At 65.3% G+C, this 26,247-nt stretch carries 27 protein-coding genes; 12 read left to right on the top strand and 15 right to left on the bottom strand.

Translation table 11 applies throughout. The annotated features are described in order from the left end of the window. The first annotated feature begins 1 nt into the window (after position 1). The 7 genes from SH203_RS12555 (at position 2) to dapD (ending at position 9,166) form a co-directional block, all read left to right on the top strand. A complete protein-coding gene (locus tag SH203_RS12555) occupies positions 2-3,055 on the top strand; it encodes a glycosyltransferase (protein ID WP_143275729.1) in 3,054 nt (1,017 codons plus the stop codon). A 30-nt stretch (positions 3,056-3,085) separates the two neighbouring features. Further along, complete coding sequence (locus SH203_RS12550) at positions 3,086-4,141, top strand: dehydrogenase (protein WP_087121272.1); 1,056 nt, start codon at positions 3,086-3,088, stop codon at positions 4,139-4,141. Between the two features lie 57 nt (positions 4,142-4,198). Then, positions 4,199-5,419, top strand: coding sequence for an HAD-IIIA family hydrolase (locus SH203_RS12545; protein WP_087121271.1), 1,221 nt, complete (start codon positions 4,199-4,201; stop codon positions 5,417-5,419). Continuing rightward, complete coding sequence (locus tag SH203_RS12540) at positions 5,416-6,591, top strand: AGE family epimerase/isomerase (protein WP_087121270.1); 1,176 nt, start codon at positions 5,416-5,418, stop codon at positions 6,589-6,591. The genes SH203_RS12545 and SH203_RS12540 overlap by 4 nt, the downstream gene beginning before the upstream one ends. Positions 6,592-6,714: 123 nt before the next feature. Then, positions 6,715-7,644, top strand: coding sequence for an acetylglutamate kinase (gene argB, locus SH203_RS12535; RefSeq protein WP_087121269.1), 930 nt, complete (start codon positions 6,715-6,717; stop codon positions 7,642-7,644). Then, positions 7,641-8,300: a pyrimidine 5'-nucleotidase gene (locus tag SH203_RS12530; protein WP_087121268.1), complete on the top strand. Its 660-nt coding sequence runs from the start codon at positions 7,641-7,643 to the stop codon at positions 8,298-8,300. The genes argB and SH203_RS12530 overlap by 4 nt, the downstream gene beginning before the upstream one ends. Next, the gene (dapD, locus tag SH203_RS12525) at positions 8,297-9,166 is read left to right on the top strand and encodes a 2,3,4,5-tetrahydropyridine-2,6-dicarboxylate N-succinyltransferase (protein WP_087121267.1); all 870 of its coding nucleotides are present in this window, start codon (positions 8,297-8,299) and stop codon (positions 9,164-9,166) included. The genes SH203_RS12530 and dapD overlap by 4 nt, the downstream gene beginning before the upstream one ends. On the opposite strand, the gene SH203_RS12520 is transcribed toward dapD, so the two are convergent. The 7 genes from SH203_RS12520 to SH203_RS12490 all read right to left on the bottom strand — a co-directional run bounded on the left by SH203_RS12520 (position 9,167) and on the right by SH203_RS12490 (position 15,602). After that, entirely contained in the window at positions 9,167-10,498 is a 1,332-nt protein-coding gene (locus SH203_RS12520) for a HAMP domain-containing sensor histidine kinase (protein ID WP_159457566.1), read from the bottom strand. Between the two features lie 124 nt (positions 10,499-10,622). Continuing rightward, positions 10,623-11,129 (bottom strand): ferritin-like domain-containing protein, encoded by a 507-nt coding sequence (locus tag SH203_RS12515; RefSeq protein ID WP_087121265.1) that lies wholly within the window; start codon positions 11,127-11,129, stop codon positions 10,623-10,625. An 89-nt stretch (positions 11,130-11,218) separates the two neighbouring features. Beyond that, a complete protein-coding gene (gene thrS / locus SH203_RS12510; protein ID WP_087121264.1) occupies positions 11,219-13,153 on the bottom strand; it encodes a threonine--tRNA ligase in 1,935 nt (644 codons plus the stop codon). Next, on the bottom strand, positions 13,150-13,422 hold the full coding sequence (gene yidD, locus SH203_RS12505) for a membrane protein insertion efficiency factor YidD (RefSeq protein ID WP_087121263.1): 273 nt from the start codon (positions 13,420-13,422) through the stop codon (positions 13,150-13,152). The genes thrS and yidD overlap by 4 nt, the downstream gene beginning before the upstream one ends. Before the next feature lie 79 nt (positions 13,423-13,501). Further along, positions 13,502-13,957 (bottom strand): iron-sulfur cluster assembly scaffold protein, encoded by a 456-nt coding sequence (locus SH203_RS12500; RefSeq protein WP_087121334.1) that lies wholly within the window; start codon positions 13,955-13,957, stop codon positions 13,502-13,504. 97 nt (positions 13,958-14,054) lie between these two features. Next, positions 14,055-14,714, bottom strand: a complete 660-nt coding sequence (locus SH203_RS12495; RefSeq protein ID WP_087121333.1) for an HAD-IA family hydrolase — start codon at positions 14,712-14,714, stop codon at positions 14,055-14,057. A gap of 42 nt (positions 14,715-14,756) precedes the next feature. Next, positions 14,757-15,602 (bottom strand): tetratricopeptide repeat protein, encoded by an 846-nt coding sequence (locus tag SH203_RS12490; protein ID WP_087121262.1) that lies wholly within the window; start codon positions 15,600-15,602, stop codon positions 14,757-14,759. 90 nt (positions 15,603-15,692) lie between these two features. On the opposite strand from SH203_RS12490, the gene SH203_RS12485 reads away from it, so the two are divergent. Then, positions 15,693-17,090 carry a M17 family metallopeptidase gene (locus SH203_RS12485; RefSeq protein ID WP_087121261.1) on the top strand — a complete coding sequence of 466 codons (1,398 nt, stop codon included), beginning with the start codon at positions 15,693-15,695 and terminating at the stop codon, positions 17,088-17,090. Positions 17,091-17,238: 148 nt separating this feature from the next. Continuing rightward, the gene (locus SH203_RS12480; protein ID WP_087121260.1) at positions 17,239-18,024 is read left to right on the top strand and encodes an NlpC/P60 family protein; all 786 of its coding nucleotides are present in this window, start codon (positions 17,239-17,241) and stop codon (positions 18,022-18,024) included. Here the strand turns inward: SH203_RS12480 and mmcB are convergent. From mmcB to thpR, 4 genes are read right to left on the bottom strand one after another with little or no spacing between them, the layout of a single operon-like run. Continuing rightward, positions 18,021-18,464: a DNA repair putative endonuclease MmcB gene (gene mmcB, locus SH203_RS12475; protein ID WP_087121259.1), complete on the bottom strand. Its 444-nt coding sequence runs from the start codon at positions 18,462-18,464 to the stop codon at positions 18,021-18,023. The two genes, SH203_RS12480 and mmcB, sit on opposite strands and share 4 nt — an antisense overlap. 46 nt (positions 18,465-18,510) lie before the next feature. Further along, positions 18,511-19,035 (bottom strand): lipocalin family protein, encoded by a 525-nt coding sequence (locus tag SH203_RS12470; protein ID WP_087121332.1) that lies wholly within the window; start codon positions 19,033-19,035, stop codon positions 18,511-18,513. Between the two features lie 57 nt (positions 19,036-19,092). Then, a complete protein-coding gene (locus SH203_RS12465; RefSeq protein ID WP_087121258.1) occupies positions 19,093-19,641 on the bottom strand; it encodes a GNAT family N-acetyltransferase in 549 nt (182 codons plus the stop codon). After that, positions 19,638-20,177 (bottom strand): RNA 2',3'-cyclic phosphodiesterase, encoded by a 540-nt coding sequence (gene thpR / locus SH203_RS12460; protein ID WP_087121257.1) that lies wholly within the window; start codon positions 20,175-20,177, stop codon positions 19,638-19,640. The genes SH203_RS12465 and thpR overlap by 4 nt, the downstream gene beginning before the upstream one ends. A 130-nt stretch (positions 20,178-20,307) precedes the next feature. On the opposite strand from thpR, the gene SH203_RS12455 reads away from it, so the two are divergent. Next, positions 20,308-21,057 carry a Bax inhibitor-1/YccA family protein gene (locus SH203_RS12455; protein ID WP_087121256.1) on the top strand — a complete coding sequence of 250 codons (750 nt, stop codon included), beginning with the start codon at positions 20,308-20,310 and terminating at the stop codon, positions 21,055-21,057. 56 nt (positions 21,058-21,113) lie between these two features. Here SH203_RS12455 and SH203_RS12450 read toward each other — a convergent pair whose 3' ends face one another. Then, complete coding sequence (locus SH203_RS12450; protein WP_087121255.1) at positions 21,114-21,449, bottom strand: DUF2794 domain-containing protein; 336 nt, start codon at positions 21,447-21,449, stop codon at positions 21,114-21,116. A gap of 343 nt (positions 21,450-21,792) precedes the next feature. Further along, the gene (locus tag SH203_RS12445; protein WP_200808922.1) at positions 21,793-23,148 is read right to left on the bottom strand and encodes a trypsin-like peptidase domain-containing protein; all 1,356 of its coding nucleotides are present in this window, start codon (positions 23,146-23,148) and stop codon (positions 21,793-21,795) included. A 154-nt stretch (positions 23,149-23,302) separates the two neighbouring features. Here SH203_RS12445 and SH203_RS12440 point away from each other — a divergent pair, with 154 nt between their 5' ends. Beyond that, entirely contained in the window at positions 23,303-23,602 is a 300-nt protein-coding gene (locus tag SH203_RS12440; protein WP_200808921.1) for a DUF6356 family protein, read from the top strand. Positions 23,603-23,684: 82 nt separating this feature from the next. Continuing rightward, positions 23,685-24,854 carry a 23S rRNA (adenine(2503)-C(2))-methyltransferase RlmN gene (gene rlmN / locus SH203_RS12435; RefSeq protein ID WP_087121253.1) on the top strand — a complete coding sequence of 390 codons (1,170 nt, stop codon included), beginning with the start codon at positions 23,685-23,687 and terminating at the stop codon, positions 24,852-24,854. Here the strand turns inward: rlmN and SH203_RS12430 are convergent. Next, on the bottom strand, positions 24,814-25,272 hold the full coding sequence (locus tag SH203_RS12430) for a hypothetical protein (RefSeq protein ID WP_143275728.1): 459 nt from the start codon (positions 25,270-25,272) through the stop codon (positions 24,814-24,816). The genes rlmN and SH203_RS12430 overlap by 41 nt on opposite strands. 2 nt (positions 25,273-25,274) lie before the next feature. Further along, complete coding sequence (locus SH203_RS12425) at positions 25,275-26,180, bottom strand: acyl-CoA desaturase (RefSeq protein ID WP_087121251.1); 906 nt, start codon at positions 26,178-26,180, stop codon at positions 25,275-25,277. Positions 26,181-26,247: the final 67 nt, after the last annotated feature.

The raw sequence follows: 26,247 nt of genomic DNA, 5'->3' as shown, positions 1-26,247 counted from the left end.
GATGTCGGGTAATAATGCCCGGGCCTTTGCAAAAGCGCTTCTTGACGGGCGTTTTCTCATCAATGTCAACAACTTCGTAGCATGGCCAGCGCGTACGGGGATTCAGCGAGTTTGCTACGAGTTTTGCACCCGCTGGCCGCATATTGGGAATACGGTTCCGTTTGTTGAGCTAGGCCCAGATAGAATTGGAATTCTGACGCCGGATGTCTTTGAGGATATCCGAAACATGTTCGAGCATGATGATCCGGTTTTGCGACGGGTTCAGGCGGAAAGTCCGACTCTGGGAATGGAGCCGAATGTCGGTTGGTTGGGGTTGATTTCGGCCAAAAACCGGATCGCGTTCGAGGTGGATGCGGACATAGCGCTTGATGTCTGTCGGGCGGTGATTTCGCTCGAGGAGTCCCTTAATCTCGATTTTTATTCGTTCGCTGCGCGGTATAGGCCGGAAAAGATTTTCAATCTTTGCCATGATTTCCTTTCCTGGACGCATGCGCAGCACTTCAATATAAAATGGGATCATGCCGACAATGTTGTTATCTCTTTAGAGAATAGACGTCGGTATAGGAATAATTTTTTCACTTCCACTGCTATGCGTGAACAATATATCACACGCATAAACCGTGGAGATGGGCGGGATTATTATGTTATTCCGCCAGGTGCCGACGGATTGGGACGCAGCTATCGACAACAGGTTCCGGTTTCTGACGAATTCGTGGTGGTCGGCACGCTTGAACCGCGAAAGCAGCCGATCCAGATTCTGGAGGCGTTCGAAAGAGTGAACTCGGACGGCCATATCGCCAGCCTGTGCTTTGCTGGGCGCATGGGGTGGTTGGCGGCGGAAGACCGGCGGCGTTTGCTGAAGGCTTTCGAAACCTATCCTTGGCTGCGCTGGGTCGACGGACCTGATGATGAAGCCTTGCGCAGTCTGATGCAGAACAGTCGTGCGACCATCTATCTGTCCCTGGCGGAAGGATTTGGCTCTCCGCCCGTGGAAAGTTTGGCGCTTGGCGTGCCGTGCATCGTGTCTGCAGTTATTCCCAGCGTTTTGGACATGCCTGCGAATGGTCAGGTCCGCATAAAACCTGAGGATGGCGCTGCTCTGGTGGATGCCGTGCGCGGGCTGCTTGATGATGCGTCGGTTCTGACGCTGCAGAAAGAGATTGAAACTCTACCGCTGCCGCGATGGCAGGGATTTGTCGATGGCATAGTGGCAATGATTGAGGAGCGGGCGCCGCTTCGTGATGATCAGCAGCCGCTGAGCTATGCACAGTCATTGAGCCTGCTTTGCGCTTTGGGACAAATGAGGGAAATCTCTCGTGATCGGTTGATTAAAGCGATTTTGAAGGCTGTGAAGCCTGATGTCGGATGGATCCAGGTCGCTCGCGTCCAGGATGAGGCGAGGGCTGTAGGCTGGACGAATGTCGATGTCGTTCTGAATCTGGCGGCCCAAATGCCGGCTGGAACCATGCCGGCTGCATTTGTTCAGGCGGCTGTTCAATCTAATTTGGCTGTACAGGGGCTTCGTCCGGATCATTGGCGCAGCCTGCAGTCGTGGTTCAGAGGTCTGCTCAGGGAGCCGGAGTATCGACTCTATGTCGGGCGGATTTTCTCGGACCTGCATGGAAGAAGCGCTGATGCCGCTGAGTTGGAAGCCCAGTTGCCAGACAGCGAAATGTCCCAGACGCGACTTCGGGCCCTGATGGAGGCCCTGGGCAGTAAGGAGTACGCCACCCGGCAGGCGCATTTGGCGCAGGAACGCGCGCCAGATGGGTATTTTGACAGGGTTGAAGTGCAGTCGACCGTTTGGATGAAGGGGGCCTTAACGTCACTGGCGAATGAGGTGGCGGTGGATCGTGCGCTGCTGATCGAAGATGATTTTAGCTTTATTGAGACGGCGAGTCTGGATTTGATGGCGCAGTTGCCGTCGCAAGAGCAGGTGCTGCTTTGGCGTGGGTGGGCAAGCACACAGCAGGGGCGCTACCGTGTGTTGCTGGGAATGCTCACCTCGCGCGCCTGCCTCTTAAAGGTGATTGACGCTCAGGTTCATCTTGAATTGGTGCATGACGTCGCTCGCCGAGCGGGCCTGGCTTCGCGCCAGAAGATGACGGCGCTGCAGTTGGCTGGCCATGTGGTCAGGGCGTTGAGTTCTTCAGTGTCATCCGAACCCTTTGATCTGGGGATGCTGATTGACGACGGAGATGTCGGACGGGATGGCGGTATTGGCCGTTTGATTGAGCGGCAGGACAAGCGTGATCAGGCAGTGGCATTTGCAACGCTCTGGCTGATGGCTTCGGGGCGCGCGGAGTGGAATGAGGCTTTGTTGAACTGGGCGGGCGCTCAGTTGAATAGTCCTGCTGGCGATAAGAGTTCTTTGACTCTCCTTTTGACGGCAAGCTCGACAGAACAGTTCCGCGCAGCCTTTGGCCGTTCCGCGACGTCGGAAGAGCTTCTGGTGTTGTCCGAGCAGGGCGAGGGGTTGGATGTCCGCGTCAAGCGTCTGGCGGTTCTGGTCACGGGGGCTAGGCTTGGCGAACTGGCGGATATCTCTGAGGCTCTGCGTACTGTTGCCGACGAGGCCGCTATGGTGGTGGCGGAGGTGGAAGCGATCGAGCGTTTGTCGGTTGCGCTGGAAGCAGCCGCGCCGCGTCGGTTCGGGCAGGTGTTCCGAACTGTGAGGTCTGAACCGGATGCCTGTGTCGAAAATGGTAAGGATGAGGGGGCCGCCAAGGTTCCTGATGTTCAGCTTCAGGCGCATGCCGATGGTGACATCTCCTCTCTGGAGCAGCTTTTTGCGCTGGACGGCGAGGACTTCGTGCGCAGGGCTTACAAGAAAATTCTTCTCAGAGAGGCGGATGGTGGCGGTCTCGCCACATATCTGAATTTGCTTCGGTCGGGTAAGGGCAAGCCAGCTGTTGTTCGAAGCTTGGCGCTGAGTGAGGAGGGGCGATCAAAGGGATCGCAACTGTTTGGCCTTCAGCCTTTCCTGGATTCCACTCCTGATCGTCCGGCTAAACGCAAGAAGGGCTGGAAGCGTCTGTTTCGTCTCAAGTTATGACGAAAGCGTCTTTGTTGAACGGATATAATCATGTTTGAAAATCTTAAGCACGATAACGTCCGTGCCAGGGCGCCTCTGCGATTGGGGCTCGGCGGGGGAGGCACTGACCTTAATTCCTATTATATGGAACATGGCGGAGCGGTGCTGAATGCGACTATTGACAGGTATGCATACGCTCATCTGACAAAGAATCCCGAAGGGCGGCTATGTTTCAGGGCAGACGATCTCGGGCAGGCTGATGACCTGCCGTGCAGCATGGACTTTGATGTTCGCTCGGGTCTTTCGCTGCACCGTGTGGCTTATGCGCACATGATGGAACGCTATAACGACGGAAAGCCCATGTCGTTGTCGATTTCGACCACCATAGATGTGCCGGCCGGTTCCGGTCTGGGAGCATCGTCTGCGTTGATGGTTGCGTTGATCGAAGCCTACGCCCTAGCCTTGCGTGTGCCGCTTGGTCCCTATGACGTGGCAGAACTGGCCTATTATTTGGAGCGCGAGCGGCTCGGTATGTTGGGTGGCAAGCAGGATCAGTATGCCGCAGCCTTTGGCGGCTTCAACTATATTGAATTTTTGCCCAATGATGTTGGCGTGATTGTAAACCCGCTTCGTCTGCATCGTGAATATTTGAACGAATTTGAATCCTCGCTTGTGATTTGCTTCAGCGGTCAGTCGCGGGAGTCTGCTAAAATCATTAAGAATCAGGTGTCCGGATTGAACGCGCTCGATGCGAAGACATTGCAGTCGATGCATGAGATAAAGCATCATGCAGCTGAGATGAAGTCTCTTCTTCTTGCGGGGAAGGTTCGTGAAACGGCCAATGTTCTTCGGAAGGCGTGGTTATCCAAGAAGAATACGGCATCGACGATAACCAATAGCACCATCGATGACATCATTGAGGTGGCAATTGAGCATGGTGCATGGGGCGGCAAGGTCTCTGGTGCAGGCGGGGGGGGATTCATCATGCTTCTGGCTGATCCATCGCGTCGGCATAACCTCATCGAAGCTCTGAATGCCGCTGGCGGAGTCGCCAGTGCCGTTCGGCTGACATTTGAAGGGCCTGAGTCCTGGGTCGTTGCCGCATAGGGGCTCCAAGGTGTTGATCGGCAGATCGATTCTGTTTGGTCGAGCGAACAAGGATAAATGAACGTGGTCGAACAATGCGCCATCCTTCTGGGCGGCATGGGAACGCGCCTTGGTGAACTTACACGTGAAACGCCCAAGCCCTTGCTTCCCGTCGGTGGTCGACCTTTTGTCGAATTGCTGATCCGCGAAGCCTGGCGGATGGGTTTCCGAAAAGTTCTGCTGTTGGCCGGATATCGTCCTGAACGTGTTTTAAGCATGATCGACGATCTTCGGCGCGCGCTTCCACGCAATTGCTCGGTAGATATTTCGATCGAGAATGAACCGCTGGGTACGGGTGGGGCGGTGGTTAATGCGCTGCCCTATCTGGACGAGCGTTTTCTGCTCATCAATGGCGACACCTGGTTCGACTTCAATTGGAATGCCCTCTGCGCCGATCCCGGTGAGGACGTAGCGAGCGTAGCTATCCGCGAGATCGATTTGGCTGATCGGTATGAAACAATCGAGGTGGGTGGCGATGGTCGTGCTATGCGGGTGGCGCCGCGGGGTGAGGCGCAGCAAGCGCCCTTCTATGTCAACGGCGGTGTCTACTGCTTTTCAAGATCGCAATTCGAAGGTCGGCAGAAATGTTTCTCGCTGGAGGCAGATTTGCTGCCCGTACTTGCGAGGGCGGGAAAGCTGCGCGCTGTGCGTTCAGAAGGGTATTTTCTCGATATCGGTGTTCCGGAAGCCTACGCCCGAAGTCAGTATGAAATACCTGCGCGTCAACGTCGTCCCGCCCTGTTTCTGGATCGCGACGGGGTCATCAATCATGATGATAGTTATGTAGGATCGCAGGATCGGTTCCGTTGGATGCCAGGCAGTAAGGAGGCGATCCGCTACGCCAATGAAGCGGGCTATTTTGTATTTGTCGTCACCAACCAGTCAGGCGTAGCCCGCGGCTATTACACGACACAGGATGTCGTGGGCCTTTTTGATTGGATGCAGGCAGAACTGCGTGAGGCCGGGGGCTATATCGATGACTGGCGGTACTGCCCGTATCATCCTGATGGTGTCGTGGAGGGGCTTTCGATCGCGCATCCGTGGCGTAAACCTCAGCCGGGAATGCTGTTGGATCTGATGGCGCATTGGGACGTTGATGCGGCCCGCAGCCTGATGGTCGGAGATCAGGTCAGTGATGTCGCCGCTGCTGAGGCCGCGGGCGTTCAAGGTGCTTTGTTTAGCGGTCAAAGCCTCTATACCTTCGTGCGGGAGCGTCTGTTGAATAGAGATGAAGAATGATCACTAAAGAAATTGGACAGATTCAGTTTAAGTCCAGAGAGTGGTTGGTCAATATTGCTGCGCCATTCTGGAGCCGGACGGGGCGCACTGCATCGGGTCTTTATGCGGAAAAATTGTCGCGGACAGGCGAGTCTATCGCAGAGTACTATCGCACCTTTGTCCAGGCTCGTCAGATTTACGCATTTTCTGTCGCTCATCGTCAGGATTGGGATGGACCTGCGGTCGATCAGGTCCAGCAGACGGTCAATCGACTGTTGAGCTCAGCGCGGCGGCAGGATGGCTTCTTTGTTCACAAACTCACCCATGATGGTGATGTGCTTGATGAACGTGCCGATCTGTATGATCAGGCGTTTGTTTTGTTTGGCCTTGCCGCTTCTGGAAGTCTTCTTGAGAAATCCAGTCTGTTCGATGAAGCGGAGCGCTTGCTCGATGTTCTCGAGAGCCGCTGGAGCCATTCTGAAGGCGGCTTCACTGAGGGGGAGATTGTGGACGGTTCGATCCGTCGTCAGAATCCCCACATGCATTTGCTGGAGGCGTTTAGTGCACTCTATCAGTTCAGCGGGCGGCAGCGTTTTGGCGACGCGGCTGCGTCCATCGCCGAACTTTGCCGGACGCGGTTTGTCGATGCGGACACCGGTGCTCTGCTTGAGTATTTTGAGCAAGACTGGCGACCGCTGGGTGATGTGCGTGGGCGGATCACAGAGCCGGGGCATTGCCTGGAGTGGGCGTGGTTGTTTGAAGGATTTGCGGTGATTGGAGGCGCGGACGCCTTGGCCGTTTCTGATGCTCTGACGGGGTTTGCGCGCTCAAGGGGTATTGATGCTGAGCGCGGCGTCGCCATCAATGAAGTCCTGACTAATGGTGATGTTCACGACCACAGGGCGCGACTGTGGCCTCAAACCGAGCGCATGAAGGCGGCGGTATCGCGTTATGCGCGCACCGGCGCCGATAACGAGGGGCGTGAAATCATCGACGCCTATAGGGGGCTGGAGAAGTATTTCCTGGCTGACCGCCCTGCCCTTTGGGCCGACAAGATGCTGAAAGACGGGGCCTTTTTGGAAGAATTGGTGCCTGCTAGTTCGTTTTACCATATTTCCTGCGCGATTAATGAGCTTCTGAACCTTAAGGTGGCGGAGGGCTCGGTCGTCCCGGGAACTGACCTCCCGCGCTGATCATACGACCGAGGGAGGGGCCGTTATGCCAAAAACCCCTTCGCGCAATTCTATATCAGGGCGAACGGTAAGGCCCGGTTTCATAGTGACTCGGCCAGGCTTGGCCGCTATCTCGCGCGGGCAATGAACGAAACAGAACGCCAGTCCGAAGAACGCAGCTGGGAGACGGCGAAGACGCTCGCCGAGGCCCTGCCGTATATTCAGGTTTATGATCGCGAGACCGTGGTCATCAAATATGGCGGGCACGCCATGGGCGAGAGCGCGGTGGCGCGTCAGTTTGCGGCTGATGTGGTGCTGCTGAAGCTGATGGGGGTCAACCCGGTCGTGGTGCATGGCGGCGGGCCGCAGATCAGCGCCATGCTGGACAAGGCGGGCGTGAAGTCGGCGTTTGTCGATGGTTTGCGTGTGACCGATCCGGCGACGATGGAGGTCGCCGAAATGGTGCTGTCGGGCGCCGTGAATAAAGAGATCGCCCACTGGATCACCATGGCCGGCAAGGAGGCGGACGTGCGCGGCGTCGGCCTGTCGGGCAAGGACGCCGGTCTGCTGACGGTCGAGAAGACGCGCCGGACCAAGCGTGATCCCGACAGCATGATCGAACACGAGGTCGATCTGGGCTTCGTCGGCGAGCCGACCAGGGTCGATCCCAAGCTGATCGCCGGTCTGATCGCCTCGGAGACCGAGGACTGGGTGCCGGTCATCGCCCCGATCGGGGTGGCCGAGGACGGCCAGACCTACAACGTCAACGCCGACACGGTGGCGGGCGCCATCGCCGGTTCACTGGGCGCCAAGCGGATGCTGCTGTTGACCGACGTGCCGGGGGTCAAGGGCGCGGACGGCGAGATCATCCGCCAGATGACGCTGGACGAGGCGCAAAGGCTGATCGACACCGGCGTCGCCTCCGGCGGCATGATTCCCAAGCTGGAGACGGCCATGGCGGCTGTGCGGGCGGGGGTTGAGGCGGTCGTCATCCTGGACGGTCGGCGGCCGCACGCCATGCTGGTCGAGCTGTTCACCGAGTTCGGGGCCGGCACCCTGGTGAAGGCGTCTTGATCGACCTGTCGAACGTGCGCGCCTGGGTGTTCGACATGGACGACACCCTGTACCCGCGCGAGCAGGGACTGATGCGGCTGGTCCAGGCGCGGATAAACGCCTTCGTGGTCGAGGCCGTGGGCCTCGCGCCGGAAGAGGCGGCGGTGATGCAGCGCCAGTTCCTGGACGAGCATGGCACGACCCTGGCGGGGCTGATGGCCAACTATGCGGTGGATACCGAGCGCTTCCTGAAGGAGGTGCATGACGTGCCGCTGGATTCGGTGGAGCCGAACCCTCGTCTGGCCGAACGGTTGAAGGCCCTGCCGGGCCAGTGTTTCGTCTTCACCAACGGCGCGCGCGACTATGCGCACCGGGTGCTGGACCGGATCGGGATTTCCGACTGTTTCGCCGGCGTCTTCGCCATCGAGGACGGGGATCTGACGCCCAAGCCCAGTCCGGCGACGTTCCGGCGGATGTTGGAGCGGTTCGACATCGCGCCGCACCGCGCCGCCTTTTTCGAGGACACGCCGAAGAACCTGGAGCCGGCCAAGGCGCTGGGCATGGCCACCATCCTGATCGGCGACGGGCACGGCAAACCGCTGGGCGACCATATCGACATCGTCGCCCCCGATCTTCTCGACTTCCTCTCCGACCTGACCCTCAAGGACGCCGCATGACCGACCTGTCGCATCTCGAATCCGTCATCGAGGCCGCCTGGGAGAACCGCGCCGAGGTCTCGACCACGACCCGGGGCGAGGTCCGCGACGCTGTGGAGAGCGCCCTGGCGCTGCTGGATTCCGGCCAGGCGCGGGTCGCCTCGCGCGGGACGGACGGGGTCTGGACCACGCATCAGTGGCTGAAAAAGGCGGTGCTGCTGTCCTTCCGCCTGAACGACAACCAGATCATGCGCGCCGGGCCGGCGGCCACCGTGCCGCTGTCGGTGGATCATCCGGCCGCCTTGGGGCCATTCTGGGACAAGGTGCCCAACAAGTTCGGCGACTGGAGCGCCGGCGACTATCAGGCGGCGGGCTTCCGCTCGGTTCCCGGCGCCATCGTGCGGCGCGGGGCGCATATCGCCAAGAACGTGGTGCTGATGCCCTCGTTCGTGAACATCGGCGCCTTCGTCGACGAGGGTTCGATGGTCGACGCCTGGGCCACGGTCGGCTCCTGCGCCCAGATCGGCAAGAACGTCCACCTGTCGGGCGGCGCAGGCATCGGCGGTGTGCTGGAGCCGCTGCAGGCCAATCCGACCATCATCGAGGACGGCTGTTTCATCGGCGCGCGGGCCGAGGTCGCCGAGGGCGTGATCGTGCGCGAGGGCGCGGTCCTGGCCATGGGCGTCTATCTGTCGGCCTCGACCAAGATCGTGGACCGGGCGACGGGCGAAGTGTTCCGCGGCGAGGTGCCGGCCTATTCGGTCGTGGTGCCGGGATCGCTGCCTGACGCGAACGGCGGGCCGTCGCTGTATTGCGCGGTCATCGTCAAACGGGTGGACGCCCAGACGCGGGCCAAGACCGGCGTGAACGAACTGCTGCGCGACTGATCAGGCGGCGTCGGGCCGGGCGGCGTTGACGGGATCGGCCGCCCATTCCGGCGCATCGACCACGACCGCGATGGTGAAGACCGAGCCGCGCCCGACCTCGGACTGGACGGTGATCTGGCCGCCCATCAGCACCGCGAGACGGTGACAGATGCTGAGGCCCAGACCTGTGCCGCCGAACCGCCGGGTGGAGGAATCGTCGACCTGGGTGAAGGGCTGGAACAGACGCGCCTGGTCCTCGGGCGCGATGCCGATGCCGCTGTCGCCGATGTCGATGCGTAAGGCCAGCCGGCCGTCGGGGCGGCGTTCGCCCTCCATGACGAAGCGAACCTCGCCGGCGGGGGTGAATTTGACGGCGTTGCCCAACAGGTTGTTGCTGATCTGGGCCAGCCGCAGGGGGTCCAGACAGGCCAGGGCGGGCCAGTCGCCGCGCTGCTCGGCGGTGAATCGCAGACCCTTCGCCTCCGCCTGGGCGCCGAACGGGCCGATGAGACGCTCCATCAAGCCCTCCGTCTCGATCAGCACGGGGGCTAGATCCATGCGGCCGGCCTCGATCTTGGTCAGGTCCAGAATGTCGTTCAGCAGCACCAGAAGGCCGTCGCCGGACTGGGTGATGATGTCCACGAAGCTGGATTGACGCGCGTTCAGATCGGTCATCCGCAGCAGTTGCGCGGCGCCCAGCACCCCGTTCATCGGCGTGCGCAGCTCGTGCGATATGACGCCTAGGAAGTTGGACTTGGCGGCGCTGGCCGCGTTGGCGCGATCCCGGGCGACTTCCAGCTCCGCGATCAGATCGGCCTGCCGATGGTTCACGGCCTCCAGTTCCGCATCCTTCATCTGGGTGATCGTGACCTTGATCAGCAGGGCCAGGCCGAGGACGGGGGTGATGGCCAGCAGAACCCAGAAGCCCGGCGACCCCCATTCCTGAACCAGCAGCCACAAGGACGCCGCGGAATAGGGGGCCGAGACGATCAGCGCCTCGCGCGGCGCGGCGCGCATCTGGGTGAAGACCAGCACATAGCCCGCCATCAGCAGGGCGACCGCCAGGGGCACGCCGTAAACGCTCCCGTATCGGAACGACAGGATCGGCGCCGCCGCCCAGCAGGCGCATGACAGGGTCGCTATGATCAGGCGCGTTTTCGGCGTCGATCGTCTGTCGATATAGCCTCGCCCCACGCCCACGACGGTCGTGACGAGGAACCAGGTGCCCGCGATGACGAGGTTGGTCGTGGTTAGCAGCGCCAGCGCCCAACTGGCGATCAGCCAATACCTCAGATCGCCGGCGGCGATCAGTCGGTGCAGAAGCGGGCGCTGGACGTAATCGTCAGGAAGCATGGCCGCACTTTCACAGGTTCGATCGTCGAACGATGGCGCCTGATCCGCTAAGATACAGTGAATGAACGACTTATTTCGTTTCCGGTGTACGGTGGCGCACTTTTCGTCCTGACGGAACGGGCCGCTAGACGGGCTTGTCCGTCGCCATGGCCTCGGCGTTGACCGCCGCATCGGCGATGCCGGTCAGGTCTTCGTCGGTCCGGGATTCTTCCTGCAGGGTTTCGTCCAGCAGGGCCGCCGCATCCTTCATTCCCAGAACCGTCGCCCAACGCTTCAGTGTGCCGTAGCGGGTGATCTCATAGTGTTCGACAGCCTGGGCGGCGGCCAGCAGGCCGGCGTCGAGGGCGGGGCTGTCCTTGTACTCGTCCATGATCTCCTCGCCCTCGGCCAGGATGCCCTCGATGGCGTCGCAGGTCTTGCCGCGCGCAGCCTTGCCGATGATGTCGAACACCTGTTGCAGACGTTCGATCTGGCCCTCGGTCTGATCCTTGTGCTTTTCGAAGGCCGCCTTCAGGTCGGGCGAGCGGGCCGCCCGCGCCATCTTCGGCAACGATTTCAGGATTTTGCGTTCGGCGTAATAGATGTCGCGCAGGGTGTCGTGAAACAGGGTGTCGAGCGTCTTATCGGCCATGATCGTCTCTCGCGGAAGGAGTGGAGCGCACGGGCGCGCCCCACCACAAGCGATCGATCCGACTTCCGTTCCTGTGTGCGGATTCGGCCTTAGGCCTCGCGTGCCCGCCTCAGATCCGGCGGGGTCGCCTCGTCGGTCAGGATGCGGATGGCTTCCTCGACCGTGACCAGGGTCTGGGCCTGGCTGCCCAGGCGGCGGATGGCGACCATGCCCTCTTCGGCTTCCTTCCTGCCGACGACGGCGATGACCGGGACCTTGCCGACCGAATGCTCGCGGACCTTGTAGCCGACCTTCTCGTTTCTCAGGTCGATCTCGGTGCGCAGGCCGGCGGCCTTGAAGCGCTCCATCACGTCGCGGGCATAGTCGTCGGCGTCTGAGGTGATGGTGGCCACCACGGCCTGGGTCGGGGCCAGCCACAGGGGGAAGGCGCCGGCGTAGTTCTCGATCATGATGCCGATGAACCGTTCGAACGATCCCAGAATCGCGCGGTGCAGCATGACCGGCCGGTGCTTCTGGCCGTCCTCGGCGATGTAGGTCGCGTCCAGACGTTCGGGCAGGACATAGTCCAGCTGGATCGTGCCGCAGGTCCATTCGCGGCCGATGGCGTCCTTGACGATGAAGTCCAGCTTGGGCGCGTAGAAGGCGCCGTCGCCCTCGGTCACGACCGGTTCGGTCCCGGCGGCGCGGGCGGCCTCGGCCATCAGGGCCTCGGCCTTGTCCCAGAACTCGTCCGTGCCGGCGCGGTTCTCGGGCCGGGTGCCCAGGCTGATGTAGGCCGTCTCCATGCCGAGGTCGGCGTGGACGCTGCGGGCCAGTTTGATGAACGCGGCCGTCTCCTCGACGATCTGGTCCTCGCGGCAGAAGATGTGGGCGTCGTCCTGGGTGAAGCCACGTACCCGCATCAGGCCGTGCAGCGAACCCGAGGGCTCATAGCGGTGGCAGGCGCCGAACTCGGCCATGCGCAGCGGCAGTTCGCGATAGGACCGCTGGCCCTGATCGAAGATCTGGACGTGGCCGGGGCAATTCATCGGCTTGAGCGACAGGGTCTCGCCCTCGACCGTCTCGCAGACGAACATATTGGGGCGGTATTTGTCCCAGTGGCCGCTCTGTTCCCAGAATTTGCGGTCCAGAACCTGGGGCGTCTTGACCTCGACATAGCCGGCGGCGTCCAGGCGGCGGCGCATATAGGCCTCCAGCACGCGCCACAGCACCCAGCCCTTGGGGTGCCAGAAGACCATGCCCCGGCCCTCTTCCTGCATATGGAAGAGTTCCATCGCCTTGCCGACCTTGCGGTGGTCGCGCTTCTCGGCCTCTTCCAGCCGCTGCATATAGGCGTCCAGGTCTTCCTTGGTCGCCCAGGCGGTGCCGTAGATGCGCTGAAGCTGCTCGCGCTTGCTGTCGCCCCGCCAATAGGCGCCGGCCAGCTTGGTCAGTTTGAACGCCTTGCCGACGTGGCGCGTCGAGGGGAAGTGCGGCCCCCGGCACAGGTCGATCCAGTCGCCCTGCTTGTACAGGGTGATGGTCTCGGTCCCCGGCAGGTCGCGGATCAGCTCGGCCTTGAACTTCTCGCCGCGCGCCTCGAAGAATTGGATCGCCTCGTCCCGTTCCCAGACCTCGCGCTCGAACTTGGCGTCGCGGTCCACGATCCGGCCCATCTCCTTTTCGATGGCGGCGAAGTCGTCGGTCGAGAAGGGCTCGTCGCGATAGAAGTCGTAGTAGAAGCCGTCCTCGATGGCCGGGCCGATCGTGACCTGGGTTCCGGGGAACAGGGTCTGGACGGCCTCGGCCAGAACGTGGGCCGTGTCGTGGCGGATGGTGTAGAGGGCGGCCGGATCGTCGCGCATGATCAGGCGGAAGTCGCCGCCCGTCTCCAGCACACGGCCCATGTCGCGCTGCTCGCCGTTCAGCTCGGCCAGCACGGCCTTCTTGGCCAGAGACGGCGAGATGGAGGTCGCGACGTCGCGCGCCGTGGAGCCGGCCGGATATTGGCGCACCGCGCCGTCGGGGAATTTCAGGTCGATCATTTTTCAGTCTTTGACTTTTCTCTCGCGTGATCCGCCAAGGCGGCCTCGCGTGGCGGGACCGGGTCGTATCCCGATCCCCCGAAGGGATGGCATTTACAGAGCCTGCGCACGGTGAGCCATCCCCCACGGACCGGACCGTGCCGGATCAGGGCGTCGCGCCCGTAATCCGAACAGGTCGGCAGGAACCGGCACTGCTGGCCGATCAGGGGGGACAGCGTCAGCTTGTAGCCCCGATGGGCGGCGCGCACGCCGCGTTCATAGAGAGACATTCGTCCCTTCGCCGGGGGCTGATTAGGGTTCGCTGCGCTTATCCCCCGTCATCGCAGGGGGATCAACCGGCTGCGCCCGTCAGGCCGCACCGGCGAGACGAGTTCGCGCCGTCAGGGCGTTCTTCATGGCTTCCAGCGTCGCCTCCAGCGAGACCAGGGTCGAGGCATGGCGGGCCGGATAGTCGGCGACCTGTTTCAACAGGCGCAAATCCTCGAACCGGCCGGTCGGCCCGTCGCCGCCGGACTTCAGCATGGCGGTCATGGCGTCGCGCGCGTCCTGGATGTCCTGAACCGAGGCGCCGATGACGTGCTGGCCCAGAACCCCGGCGGCGGCTTGGCCCAGGGCGCAGGCTTTCACGTCCTGGGCGAAGGCGGCGACGCGGGCCTGATCGTCCAGAGTCACATCGACCGTCGCCCGCGACCCGCACAGCTTGGCCGTCCGCTCGCCCGTGCCGTCCGGCGTCGGCAGGCGGCCCGCATGCGGCAGGTTCGCCGCCAGCGTCAGGATGCGCGCGCTGTAGAGGTCGTCGATCATGATGGGGAAGATAGGCGGTTCGACACGGGCGCGAAACCTCTGCCTGCCGACCATGCTTCGTCATTCCGGGCTGCTGACTATCAGGCCGGGTTCGATTTCAGCGTCCGAACGTCAAAGATCCGTCCGCTGCGACCTCAAGCGTCGCGTCCGCATAGTCCGCCAGCGTCGGGTGGGCCGTCTGCAGCGGATGCGTCCAGGCGGCGGTGACGACCACCACGTCGGCGTCAGCCGCTTCGCCGGCTGCGATGCCCGCCTCGGCGTCCTCGAACACCAGACAGTCGGCGATGTCGACGCCCAGGGCGGCGGCGGCCTTCAGATAGCCGGCCGGGTCGGGCTTGCCGCGTTCGACGTCCTCGGCGGTGATCAGGACGGCGGGCGGCGTGATGCCGGCGGCCTTCAGACGCGCGCGGGCGAGAGGAACTGTGGCCGAGGTGACGACGGCCCAGCGGTCGGGCGGCAGGCGTTCGACGAAATCGACGGCGCCGGGAATGGGGGCGACGCCGTCCAGATCCTCGATCTCGGCGCGTTCGACCCAGGCGATCTCGGCGTCCAGATCGATGTCGGGCAGGTTCTGGCGGCGGATGGTGTCGGCGGCCCGCACGCCATGCATGACGGACAGCAGGGCCGCCGCGTCCAGACCGTGCCGCCCGGCCCAGCGGGTCCAGACCCGTTCGGCGGCGGCGGTCGAGGTGATCAATGTGCCGTCCATGTCGAACAGGAAGGCCTGGTAGGCGCGGGACGCGGGGAGGCGGGTCATGGCCTCATCCACCACGCGCGGGCGTCCGCCGCAACGGTCGGATCAGCCGCCCTGAAGCGAATTCCAGGTCCGGGCCGTGTCGGTGCCCGGGGCAGGGGTGGCGACGCGGCCCGGCGCGGCGGCGGCCGTCACGCCGGGCGCGGAACGGGCGCGCAGCCAGTTCAGGTTCTGCTCGGCCTGTTCCGGGGGCAGTTCGCGGCGCAGGATCTGTTCGGCCTCGCCCATCTTGCCCTGAAGACCCAGGGCCAGGGCCAGGTTCTGGCGCACCTTGGCCGAGGCGGTCGGCTGGGCGGCGGCGCGGCGCAGCAGGGCCTCGGCGCCCGGCGCGTCGCCGTGCGTCAGGGCGGCGGTGGCGGCGTTGGTCAGGACATCGGGATTGTCGGGCGACACGACCAGCGCCTGGTTCCAGGCGGCGCGGGCGTCGTCGAAGCGGCGCACCTGCTCATAGGCCACGCCCAGCAGCGAATAGGGCCGCCAGTCGCGCGGGGCCAGATCGCGCGCCTTCTCCAGCGGGTCGACGCCATAAAAAGCCTGGCCGCGCGCGATATGGGCGCGACCCAGCTCCAGCAGGGCGTCCAGATCGGTCGGCTTCAGGTTCAGCGTGGCCTGGGCCGCCTCGGCCGCCTGATCATAGCGGCCCAGTTCGCGCAGGGCCTGGGCCAGTTTGACGCCCGCGACCGCATCGGTCGGATCGGCCTGCTGCTCCGACGCCCAGAAGACCGACCGCGACAGGGCGTCCATCCGGTCATAGGTGGCGCGCACCTGGGCCGACGACGGGCCGCGTTGCTGCTGGGCCGCGACCGGCGCGGGATCGCTGGCCTGGGCGGAGGCGACGCTCGCGCTCGCGGTCAGGGCGATGGTTGCGATCAGGGCGGGCATGGGCGACATGGGACAGGTCCGAACGGTCCTTGGGTCTTTAGCGCGCTCAGGGTCGCCGCTCTGCGTCAACCAATGGTTAACCGCGTTTCGAGGCCGCTCATGTCCGCCCTGCATCCCCTTCTGGTCGCCGCCGCCGACGGCGCGGACGCCGTGCCGATCCGCATCGTGTCGGCCGGTCAGACGCTGGACGGCGCCGCCGGCCGCTGGGCCGCGCTGAACGGGTTCGAGGGCAAGGCGGGACAGCTGCTGGTCGTCGCGGGCGCCGACGGGGCGGCGGTCGAGGTGCTGCTGGGCGCCGGCCGGGCCTTCGATCCAATGACGGCGCGCGGTCTGTCGGCGCGGTTGCCGGGCGGCCTGTACCGGCTGGCTCTGGAGGGCGAGGCGGCGCATCAGGCGGCCCATCAAGCGACATTGGCCTTCCTGTTGGGGGCCTATGTGTTCGACCGCTACAAGGCCCGGCCGGAGCGCGCGCCCGTCAGGCTGGTCGCGCCCGAGGGACTGGATGCGGTCGAGGTGTCGCGCATCGTCGCCGCCTGCGCCCTGGCGCGTGAGATGGTCGACACCCCCGCCGCCGACATGGGGCCGCTGCAGATCGAGACCATCGCCCGCGAGATCGCCGAGAGCGCCGGAGCGAACATCGCGGTGACGGAGGGCGACGCTCTGCTGGACGACAACTATCCGGCCATCCATGCCGTCGGCCGCGCCGCCGCCCCGAACCGCGCGCCGCGCCTGATCGAGATCGGCTGGAAGCTGGACCAGACCCAGCTGCCGCTGGTGGCCCTGGTCGGCAAGGGGGTGGTGTTCGACACCGGCGGACTGGACCTGAAGCCCGCCGCCGGGATGCGGAACATGAAGAAGGACATGGGCGGTTCGGCCCACGCCCTGGCGCTGGGGCGGCTGGTGATGCAGGCCGATCTGCCGGTGCGTCTGGTGGTGATCGTGGCGGCGGTGGAGAATGCGGTGTCCGGCGACGCCTTCCGGCCCGGCGACATCCTGAACAGCCGCAAGGGTCTGACCATCGAGGTCGGCAATACGGACGCCGAGGGTCGGCTGATCCTGGCTGACGCCCTGACGCGGGCGGGCGAACACGAACCCGACCTGACGCTGGATTTCGCCACCCTGACCGGGGCGGCGCGGATCGCCCTGGGGCCGGAGCTGCCGCCCCTCTATACGGACGACGAGACGCTGGCGGGCCAGTTGCTGACGGCGGCCGCCGAGGTGCGCGATCCGATGTGGCGGATGCCCCTGTGGCCCGGCTATCGCGCGGCGCTGGACGCCGAGATCGCGGATCTCAGGAACGATCCCGCCGGCTGGGCCCAGGCCGGATCGGTCACGGCGGCCCTGTTCCTGCAAAAGTTCGCGCCCGAGACCGGGGCCTGGGCGCACATGGACATCTTCGCCTGGAACCCCCGCGCCCGCCCCGGCTGGCCCGAAGGCGGCGAGGCGCAGGCCCTGCGCGCCTGCTACGCCATGCTGAAGGCGCGCTATCCGGGGTAGGGCGGAAGGCTTCGGAGGCGTCGATCCGGGCCAGATCGGGGAAATCGGAAGAACGCAGTTCTGTTGATTTTCTTCGAAAAAGCGACGCGCGTTAACGGCCCCTAAGCCATCGGGGGATAGGCTGCAGGCTCAATCACGCGAGTTCACGTTGACCGACGTCCTCGATCTTGTTCCGCCCGGCGACCGTCTCGCCCGACCCGACCTCGCCGAACAGGCGTTGGAGGGTCTGGTGCGCGCCGGGGCTTATCGCGCGACCGAGACGATGCACTGTCGCGTCGCCGTGGCGGACGTGCTGTCGGACGCCGATACGCGGATCGACCAACTGCTGCATGGCGAGGTTTTCGACGTTCTGGAACGGTCGAACGGTCGCGCCTGGGGCCGGGCGCGGCGCGACGGCGTGGTCGGCTGGGTGGTGGCGGACAGTCTGTCGGCCGGGGCGCCGCTGGCGACGCATCGGGTGGCGGGCGTGGACGCGGCCCTGCCGCTGAACGCCCTGGTGGTCGAGGGGCGCGAGGGGCTGGACTCCGCCGATCTCAGCCCCGTCGGCGCCTTCGAGACGGACCTTGTCGCGGTGGCCGAACGGCTGCTGGGCCGGCCGCACGAACTGGGCGCGCGATCCTCCCTCTCCACCGACTGTTCGGGCCTGGTGCAGCAGACCTTGCTGGCCTGCGGCCTGCCGGGGCCGCGTCGGTCGGACGGGCAGGCGCGGCTGGGGCATGCGGTCGCGGCGGCCGAGGCCCGGCGCAACGACATCGTCGTCTGGCTGGCGCCCCGGGGCGATCACGACTGGACCGGCCATTCGGCCCTGATGCTGGACGGCGAACGGATCATCCACGCCACGGGCGGCAAGGGCGTGGTCATCGAACCCCTGGCCGAGGTCGAGGCGCGTCTGGTCGCCGAAGGGTTCGAAACGGCGCTGTTCCGCCGACTTTAGTCCCGCATCGTTCGCAGGGCGCCCAGACGTGCGAAGGCCAGCGTCAGCGCCTTGCGCCGCGCGGGGGCCAGCGGCGTCACCCCCGCCTCGCGCAACACCGCCCCGCCGAAGCCGTCGGCGACGATCAGGCCCGGCGCGTCGGGCAGGATGTCCTGCGGAAACTCGGGCGCCACGGCGAAGTAGAAGGCGTCGCAGAAAGGGCCGTACTCCTGCCATTTGCGGTCGACGCGATAGTCGTCGACGCCCGACTTGACTTCGCAAATCACGATGTCGCCGCGCCGCCCCACGCCCATGACGTCGGCCCGCCGCCCGTTCGGCAAACAGACCTCCAGCAGCGGCGCATAGCCCATGTCCATCAGCAGCCGCGCCGCGCCGCGCGTCACCGACAGGGTCGTCTCCGGGCGGCTGAAGACCAGTTCGAGGTGGACGGCGGCGGACATGGCGTCAGCTTATGTTCCGCCTACGTTCCCATCGCAAGCGTCGCCTTTACAGGCCGGTGTGGACCAGCCGTCCCATCGGAAAGCCCAGGGCGCGCACGCGAGCCAGGATGCGGTCGCGCTCGGCCTGCGACGCATTCTGGTCTCGATGCCAGATCCACCAGTTCGACTTGTCGGGCAGGCCCATGACGGCCCAGCTGTAGTCGGGCGCGTGGTCATAGACCCAGTAGTTCTGGCCCGCCAGACCGCCGAAGCTGAGCAGGCCGGTCAGGCTGAAACGGAACCGGGCGTTGGACGTGGTGTCGGTGACGCGGGCGTTGGCGCGCAGCACCTCGACCTTGCCGTCGGCGCGCCGGGTGCAGGTCACGGCGATGGCGTAGCGGTCGGCGGCGCCTTGCGGGGTGAAGTCGATCTGGGCGCGGCTGCAATCCTTCTGGACGGTGTTGTGATTGCGCTCGATCTCGAACCAGCGGCCGTCGAACCGATCCAGATCGACGTCGGACGCCTGGGCGAACGACGTCGCCGGCATGAGAGCGAGGGCGGCGAAGGCGGCGATCAGGCAGGCGCGCGACATGGGCATATCCTCGTTCGGTATGGAGGACATACGCGCCGCGGACGCGATCGGTTGTGTTCAGCGCCTCAGGGTTTCGCGGTTGACCGCCCATTCCGCGCGGGTCTGGCCCCATACGTCGGCGACGACGCCGGCGAAGGGTTCGGGCAGGCTGGCCTTGCCGCGATTGCGCGACCCCAGACGCTGGGCCAGCCGGGTCGAGGCGGCGTTGCCGTTCTCGATGGTGTGGATCACGTCGTCCCAGCCCAGGACATCGAAGGCGTAGTCCATGCTGGCGATCGCGGCTTCCTGGGCATAGCCCTTGCCCGTGGCGTCGGGGTGCAGCGACCAGCCGACCTCCGCCCCCGGCCAGCCGTGCGGCCGCCACGGTCCGATCCGGCCCAGCCACAGGCCGGTGGATTTCTCGATCACCGAGAAGAAGCCCACGCCCGTCAGGCTCCACGCCCCGGCGACGGTCGCCAGCAGGCGCCAGGTCTCGGCCGGCGTCTTGACCCCGCCGATGAAGCGGGTCGTCTCGGGATCGGCCTGGAACTCGGCCCAGCGCGGAAAATCCTCCAGCGTCGGCGGGCGCAGGATCAGGCGGTCGGTCTCAAGGCGAACGTCGGTCACAGCAGATACTCCCGCTCAAGTTCGTAATGGCTGCCGTCGTCGGTCAGGACGCTGGAATACAGGCCGAAGCGGTCGATGCGGATCGGCGGCGAATGCAGCAGATTGTGCCCGGCCATCCAGGCGCCGATGCGGTCGGGGTTGGTCTGGGATTTCAGATAGGCCAGGGTGACGTGGGGGCGATAATCGCGCGCCTCCATCGCCACGCCCGCGCGCTGACCCGCCGCCTTGCAGCGCCCGGCGAGAACCGACAGCCGGTCGTTCGGCGTCTCCACCCCGGCCCACAGCGTATGGCTGCGGTGGTCGTCGCCGAAGGCGCCGACGCCCTTCAGCGCGATCTGGAACGGTTCGCCGGCGACGCGCGCCAGTTCCGAGGCCAGATCGTCGGCGCGCCGCTCGTCCATCTCGCCATAGAAGGCCAGGGTGACGTGCAGCGCTTCCAGCGGTCGCCAGCGCGCGCCCGGCAGGCCGGATTGCCGCCGCTTCAAGCCGTCGGCGACGTCGGGCGGCAGGGTCAGGGCGGCGAACAGACGAACCATGCGACGGAAGGTAGCGACGGGAACGCATGGCTCCAAGCCCGGTTTTCCTTGCAGTCAGGGCCTCGGCTGACGATATTCGAGGCTGACGACCGGAGACGTCTCTCCGGCCAACCGGAGAAAGTTCGTCGCCATGAGCGATTTCAACAACGGCTACGCCCGTCCTCTGCCGCAGACGGCCGACATGTCGGTCGACGCCGGCCTGCGCGCCTTCATGCTGGGCGTTTATAACAAGCTGGCCCTGGGCCTGGTGGTCGCCGCCGCCCTTGCCTACACGACCGGCAACGTCCCCGCCGTCCAGCAACTGCTCTACACCGTCGGTCCCGACGGCCGCATGGGAATGACCATCCTGGGCATGGCGGTGCAGTTCGCGCCGCTGGTGCTGATCTTCGGCTCGATGTTCTTCATGAAGAACCCGACGGCCGGCGCGACCAATGTGCTGTACTGGCTGGTCGTGGCGACCATGGGCGCCTCGCTGGGCTGGGTCTTCCTGATCTACACCGGCGCCAGCGTGGCCTCGACCTTCCTCGTCACGGCGGCGGCCTTCGGCGGCCTCAGCCTGTACGGCTACACGACCAAGCGCGACCTGTCGCCGATGGGCACCTTCCTGATCATGGGCGTGATCGGCCTGATCATCGCCTCGCTGGTCAATATGTTCTGGCCCAACGGCGTCCTGTACTGGATCATCAGCGCCGCCGGCGTGCTGCTGTTCTCGGGCCTGATCGCCTTCGACACCCAGCGCCTGAAGATGAGCTACTATGCGCTGGAAGGCGACCGCAACGCTCTGGGCGTCGCCACCAGCTATGGCGCGCTGAGCCTGTTCATCAACTTCGTGAACCTGTTCCTCTTCCTGCTGCGCTTCATGGGCGGCAACCGGAACTAAACGCTGTCGAAGGACGGATGCGGAAAGGCCCCTCGCGGGGCCCTTTTCATTTGGCCTTAGTCCACGATCTGAAACCGGCGTCCGTCGAACACGCGCAGCACCTGAAGCAGGTCGCGGCCGCGGCGCAGGATCTGGCCGCCTTCGCCGATGACGGCCCATTGGCCCTGGCGGGTCTGGAGGGCGGGGCGTTTTTCGATGCGGTAGGCGGGGGCGTCGCCGGTGCGGCGGAAGACGGCGAACTCGGCGAAGTCCCTGTGCCCGACCATGGCGTAGTCGCGCCATTCGCCCTGGGCGACCATCCGGCCATAGACGCGCAGGATCGGGTCCAGTTCGCGCCGGTCGAAGAAGACGGGGCCGGGGGCGGGCGCCGTGTCGTGAGGGGTCATGCTCATCCCCTCAACTTAGGCCGCGCCTCGGGCGACGCCAGAGGCGGGACGCCGGGCGGCCGAGGGCGGGGTGGAGGAAAATCGTTCCAGACACGAAATGGCCCCGTTTCGGTCCTTCGCCCGCCTGCATGGCCGCCGAAATATCGATCATCGGCTCGTCGGAGTTCGGAAGCGTCCCGGATCCTGAACAGCCCCCCCAGCCCCCCTGGATGTTTCCAGTTTACGGGCTCCGGCGGCCGATGCTTCCTCCAAGCGAGCGCCCGCCCTGCCTTTCCCCTCCCCCTCCCTGGCAAGGCGGGCGTTTCGCTGTCTGGAGCCCGCCTACCCCGGAGCCTAACCCCGGAACCCGCTACAGGTTCAGGGTCAGGGTCTGGCGTTCGCCGCCTCTCGTGATCGTCAGTTCCACCGCGCCGCCGGCGCCCTGAAGGGCCGTGGCGGCCGCGCGCGCGTCGGCGACCGGGGCGCCGGCGACGGCGGTGACGACGTCGCCGGCCGTCAGATCGGCCTGGGCCGCCGCAGAGCCGGCCTGGACGCTGACCACCTGGGCGCCGCCGTCCTGATTCCGCAGAGCCGCGCCATAGGCGACGACAGACTGTGCGCCCATCGTCACCGGCTGGTCGGACGGGGTCTCGACGCGAAGCGAGGTCGTGGCGTCGCGGCCGTCGCGCAGATAGGAGACGCTGAGGTCCGAGCCCGGCGCGGCGATGCCCACCGTGGCGTTGACCGATCCGGCGTTGGCGACGGGGCGGCCCTGCAGGCGGGTGATGACGTCGTTGTGGCGCAGGCCCGCGCGCTCGGCCGGGGAGCCGGGGGCCACGTCGGCGACGACCGCGCCGCGCACGATGCCCAGATGCAGTTCACGCGCCCGTTCGGCGTTCAGCGAGCCGAAGATGGCGCCGGTCGAGCCGCGCTTGACCTCGCCGTTCTTCTTCAGCTGGTCGGCGACATACAGCATGATCCGTGTCGGCACGGCGAAGGCGATGCCGTCGTTGCCGCCGCCCAGACCGCCCGACAGGATCGAGGTGTTGATGCCGATCAGCCGGCCCCGGCTGTCCAGCAGCGGCCCGCCGGAATTGCCCGAGTTCACGGCCGCGTCGGTCTGGATATAGTCCTCGACCGCATCGCCCAGGCCCGAACGGTTCAGGCCCGAGATGACGCCCATGGTCAGGGTCTGGTCCAGGCCCAGCGGATAGCCGACCGCAAAGGCCAGGTCGCCGGTGCGCAGGGTGTCGGAATCCACCGTCTGGACCTGTTTCAGGTTCAGGGGGCGGCCGTCGGGGGTGATCCGCAGCACGGCGATGTCGGTGGCCTTGTCTGCCCCGACCAGAACCGCGTCGAACAGGCGGCCGTCGGTCAGGTCGACGGTGAACTTGCGACCGCCCTCGACCACGTGGTTGTTGGTGATGATCAGACCCTCGGCCGCATCGACGATGACGCCCGAGCCGGAGGCGTAGGGTTTGGGATCGGTGGAATCCGAGCTGGGGCCGCGCGACTGGCCCAGGGTCGTGACCTGGACCACCGCCGGCAGCGATCCCTCCAGACCCGAGGAGAAGCTGAACACCCCGCGCCGCGCGTCGTAGGGCAGGCCGACGCCGGCCGCGCGCGCGTCGGCCTGGGCGACGGGCCGGGCCAGGACGGGCGTGGCGGCGGCCGCCAGAGCCAGGGCGAGCGCGACGGAGGAGACGGCCTTGGAGCGGATCGGCATGAGCATTCCCTTGATCGAACCCGGACCCTAGACCGAGTTTTCGCGCCTGACGATGGGATTTGCGTCGCCGGAGGGCGGGGCCGGGCACAGGGGTTGCCTTTGCTGCCGTCCGGCGTGACCATAGAGGCCTACGCCGACCCAGGAGACCCGTGAGATGAGCCAGACGACGATGGACCGCCGCCGCAGCGCCGCGACCCCGTTCGCCCGGCTGTTCCGCGACCATCCGCGCGAGGTGGGGGAAACCTATTTCGAACATATGGCCGCCTCGTCCCGGTTCGGCTTCAAGCTGATGGGTCTGGCGGGCGCCGCCTTCATCCACGCCGTCGTGCCGGGCCTGCACAAGGCCACCGTCTCGACCGCCATTCGCGGCATGGCGCGCGACATGGGCGGCCGGGCCGAAGAGGCGCGCGAGACCCGGATGCGCGACGCCGGCGTCTGGGACGTGGGGCTCTAGGGGGCTTCGAATCCGTCCCAGTCATGCAATCGCCGGGTTCTGTGCTATAGAGGCGGGCTCAACCCTACGCAGGATCGCCGCCTTGAGCATCACGCTCGATCTTTCGCGCGTCTCGAACGCCGCTCCCAAAGCCCCCGTCAACCTCAGCGGTCTGACGCGCGCGGGCCTGCGCCAGGCCCTGATCGACGCCGACGTCTGCCCGCCCGAAAAGGCGAAGATGCGCGCCAGCCAGGTGTGGAGCTGGATTCATCACTATGGCGTCACCGACTTTTCGGCCATGTCGAACGTGGCCAAGGACATGCAGGCCAGGCTGGCCGAGCATTTCACCCTGGCCCGCCCCGAGGTGGTCGAGCGCCAGGTGTCCAAGGACGGCACGCGCAAATGGCTGATCCGCACCGCGCCGGGCATCGAGATCGAGACCGTCTATATCCCCGACGTGGGCCGGGCCGGCGCCCTGTGCGTGTCCAGCCAGGTCGGCTGCACCCTGAACTGCACCTTCTGCCACACCGGCACGCAGAAGCTGGTCCGCAACCTGACCGCCGCCGAGATCGTGGCCCAGGTCCAGGTGGCGCGCGACGACCTGGAGGAATGGCCGTCGCCCAAGGAAGACCGCCGCCTGTCCAACATCGTGTTCATGGGCATGGGCGAGCCGCTCTACAATCTGGACAATGTCTCCGACGCCATCGACATCATCTCGGACAACGAGGGGATCGCCCTGTCGCGCCGCCGGATCACGGTCTCGACCTCGGGCGTCGTGCCGCAGCTGCAGGCGCTGGGCGAGCGGACGGCGGCCATGCTGGCCATCAGCCTGCATGCCACCAACGATCGCTTGCGCGACGTGCTGGTGCCGCTGAACAAGAAATATCCGCTGGAACAGCTGATGGCGGCGATCCGGGCCTATCCAGGCCTGTCGAACGCGCGGCGGGTGACGTTCGAATACGTCATGCTGAAGGGGGTCAACGACAGCCCGGAAGAGGCGCGCGCCCTGCTGAAGCTGATCGAGGGCATCCCGGCCAAGATCAACCTGATCCCGTTCAACCCCTGGCCGGGCGTCGACTACGAATGCTCGGACTGGAAGACCATCGAGCGTTTCGCCGCCATCCTGAACAAGGCCGGCTACGCCAGCCCCATCCGCACCCCCCGCGGCCGCGACATCCTGGCCGCCTGCGGCCAGCTGAAGTCCGAAAGCGAGAAGGTCCGGGCGTCCGCGCTCAGGAAGGCCGAGCAGGCGGCCGGGGCGGAAGCGGCATAGGCAGTTGCTCGGCGACGATCTGACAAATCAGCGCTCCGACAGCGCCAGCCGCCGTTACGGGCAGGATCACCAGTGGGCCCAGAGCGCCCAAAGCCAATGAGGCCGTGAGCCCGGCGAGCAGCGCGCCTGCGGTGGCGAGCGCCCAAGGTCCTGTCCGGCCCATCCGTCTGAGGATTAGATAGGTCGGTACGCCGACGCATGAACTTCCCAAGAGGAAGGCGCCAAGAACCATCGGCGCAAGATGAAGAACGATGGCGAGGGCTATGAGGCCATCCATCGCCGCCGTTGGTACGCCTTGCTTAAGCCCGGCGACCGAAGCCGCGAACGCCGCGATCATGGTTATGCCGCTGACTGCGGCAGAGGCGCAGACAGCGGCGAAAAACAGCGGCCACAGGCGCGAAAACAGCGCTTCAAGCATCGTCATCCTCCTACACGCACGACCGGCCGATCCATCATCGTTTCGGGCGTCCGCACGTTCCACGCCAGTCCCAGCCGTTCCAGCCCCTGAATGAACCGCCAGCCCCAATCGCTCTGGCCGGGATAGAGGCCGATGCGGGCCGAGCCGGGGTAGGCGTGATGGTTGTTGTGCCAGGCCTCGCCCATGGTCGGTATGGCGGCCCAGGGGACGTCGTGGGCCTGGACGCCGGCGTCGCGCACCCGCCAGGTCTGGGGGCCGCGCCGGTGGGCCAGATGGCCGACGAACCAATGACCGATCACGCTGATCGACACGCGGGCGCAGACGCCCCAGACCACGAAGCCCCAGCCGCCCAGCAGCCACAGGCCGCCCGCGATGGGCAACTGTTGCAGCATCCAGGTTCGTTCCAGGAAGCGGTGGACGGGGTCGCGGCCGATCCGGCCCAGGTCGAAGGCGGGCGGGCGCTCCAGCACCAGTCGACCGTGCATCTGCCAGATCGCGTCGATCAGCATCGGCCGACGGTGAGCCAGATAGTCGTGGCAGTCCGACTGACGCTGGGCCCAGTCGCGGATGTCGTGGGCGCGGATCATGCGGAACGGGCCGCTCATGCCCACCGCCGTTCCGAACCAGGAGAGCAGCCGCTCCAGCAACAGTGGACAGTCGAAACTGCCGTGGATCATCCGACGATGAAACCCGACCGAATGCCCCAGCAACAGGGTCGTCCCCGTCGTGACGACGAAGACCGCAAGGGCGCCCAGGCTGAAAGTCGCCGCGCCGAAGATCAGGGTCGCGGCCAGCATGGCCCCGTTCCAGAGCGAGGGGGCCGGGTCCCAGACGACGCGCCCCTTCACCGGACTGCAGCCGGGCGTCTCGATCAGGTGGTTTACGGCGCAGGGGTCATGGTCGGTCATGGCGATGCTACAGATAGGTATTTAGGTAATGACTTAAACATTGAAATTTGCCTCTGGCAAGCCGTTA

Source organism: Brevundimonas sp. SH203 (assembly GCF_002157625.1).
Lineage (GTDB): Bacteria > Pseudomonadota > Alphaproteobacteria > Caulobacterales > Caulobacteraceae > Brevundimonas.
The sequence above is the reverse complement of the archived record's forward strand: the minus strand, read 5'-3'. Positions and strand labels throughout refer to the sequence as shown.

Coding starts and splice junctions, on each gene's coding strand:
- SH203_RS12555 (WP_143275729.1), top strand. CDS start 2: ATGTCGGGTAATAATGCCCGGGCCTTTGCAAAAGCGCTTCTTGACGGG.
- SH203_RS12550 (WP_087121272.1), top strand. CDS start 3,086: ATGTTTGAAAATCTTAAGCACGATAACGTCCGTGCCAGGGCGCCTCTG.
- SH203_RS12545 (WP_087121271.1), top strand. CDS start 4,199: ATGAACGTGGTCGAACAATGCGCCATCCTTCTGGGCGGCATGGGAACG.
- SH203_RS12540 (WP_087121270.1), top strand. CDS start 5,416: ATGATCACTAAAGAAATTGGACAGATTCAGTTTAAGTCCAGAGAGTGG.
- argB (WP_087121269.1), top strand. CDS start 6,715: ATGAACGAAACAGAACGCCAGTCCGAAGAACGCAGCTGGGAGACGGCG.
- dapD (WP_087121267.1), top strand. CDS start 8,297: ATGACCGACCTGTCGCATCTCGAATCCGTCATCGAGGCCGCCTGGGAG.
- SH203_RS12520 (WP_159457566.1), bottom strand. CDS start 10,498: ATGCTTCCTGACGATTACGTCCAGCGCCCGCTTCTGCACCGACTGATC.
- SH203_RS12515 (WP_087121265.1), bottom strand. CDS start 11,129: ATGGCCGATAAGACGCTCGACACCCTGTTTCACGACACCCTGCGCGAC.
- thrS (WP_087121264.1), bottom strand. CDS start 13,153: ATGATCGACCTGAAATTCCCCGACGGCGCGGTGCGCCAATATCCGGCC.
- yidD (WP_087121263.1), bottom strand. CDS start 13,422: ATGTCTCTCTATGAACGCGGCGTGCGCGCCGCCCATCGGGGCTACAAG.
- SH203_RS12500 (WP_087121334.1), bottom strand. CDS start 13,957: ATGATCGACGACCTCTACAGCGCGCGCATCCTGACGCTGGCGGCGAAC.
- SH203_RS12495 (WP_087121333.1), bottom strand. CDS start 14,714: ATGACCCGCCTCCCCGCGTCCCGCGCCTACCAGGCCTTCCTGTTCGAC.
- SH203_RS12490 (WP_087121262.1), bottom strand. CDS start 15,602: ATGTCGCCCATGCCCGCCCTGATCGCAACCATCGCCCTGACCGCGAGC.
- SH203_RS12485 (WP_087121261.1), top strand. CDS start 15,693: ATGTCCGCCCTGCATCCCCTTCTGGTCGCCGCCGCCGACGGCGCGGAC.
- mmcB (WP_087121259.1), bottom strand. CDS start 18,464: ATGTCCGCCGCCGTCCACCTCGAACTGGTCTTCAGCCGCCCGGAGACG.
- SH203_RS12470 (WP_087121332.1), bottom strand. CDS start 19,035: ATGTCGCGCGCCTGCCTGATCGCCGCCTTCGCCGCCCTCGCTCTCATG.
- thpR (WP_087121257.1), bottom strand. CDS start 20,177: ATGGTTCGTCTGTTCGCCGCCCTGACCCTGCCGCCCGACGTCGCCGAC.
- SH203_RS12455 (WP_087121256.1), top strand. CDS start 20,308: ATGAGCGATTTCAACAACGGCTACGCCCGTCCTCTGCCGCAGACGGCC.
- SH203_RS12450 (WP_087121255.1), bottom strand. CDS start 21,449: ATGAGCATGACCCCTCACGACACGGCGCCCGCCCCCGGCCCCGTCTTC.
- SH203_RS12445 (WP_200808922.1), bottom strand. CDS start 23,148: ATGCCGATCCGCTCCAAGGCCGTCTCCTCCGTCGCGCTCGCCCTGGCT.
- SH203_RS12440 (WP_200808921.1), top strand. CDS start 23,303: ATGAGCCAGACGACGATGGACCGCCGCCGCAGCGCCGCGACCCCGTTC.
- SH203_RS12430 (WP_143275728.1), bottom strand. CDS start 25,272: ATGCTTGAAGCGCTGTTTTCGCGCCTGTGGCCGCTGTTTTTCGCCGCT.
- SH203_RS12425 (WP_087121251.1), bottom strand. CDS start 26,180: ATGACCGACCATGACCCCTGCGCCGTAAACCACCTGATCGAGACGCCC.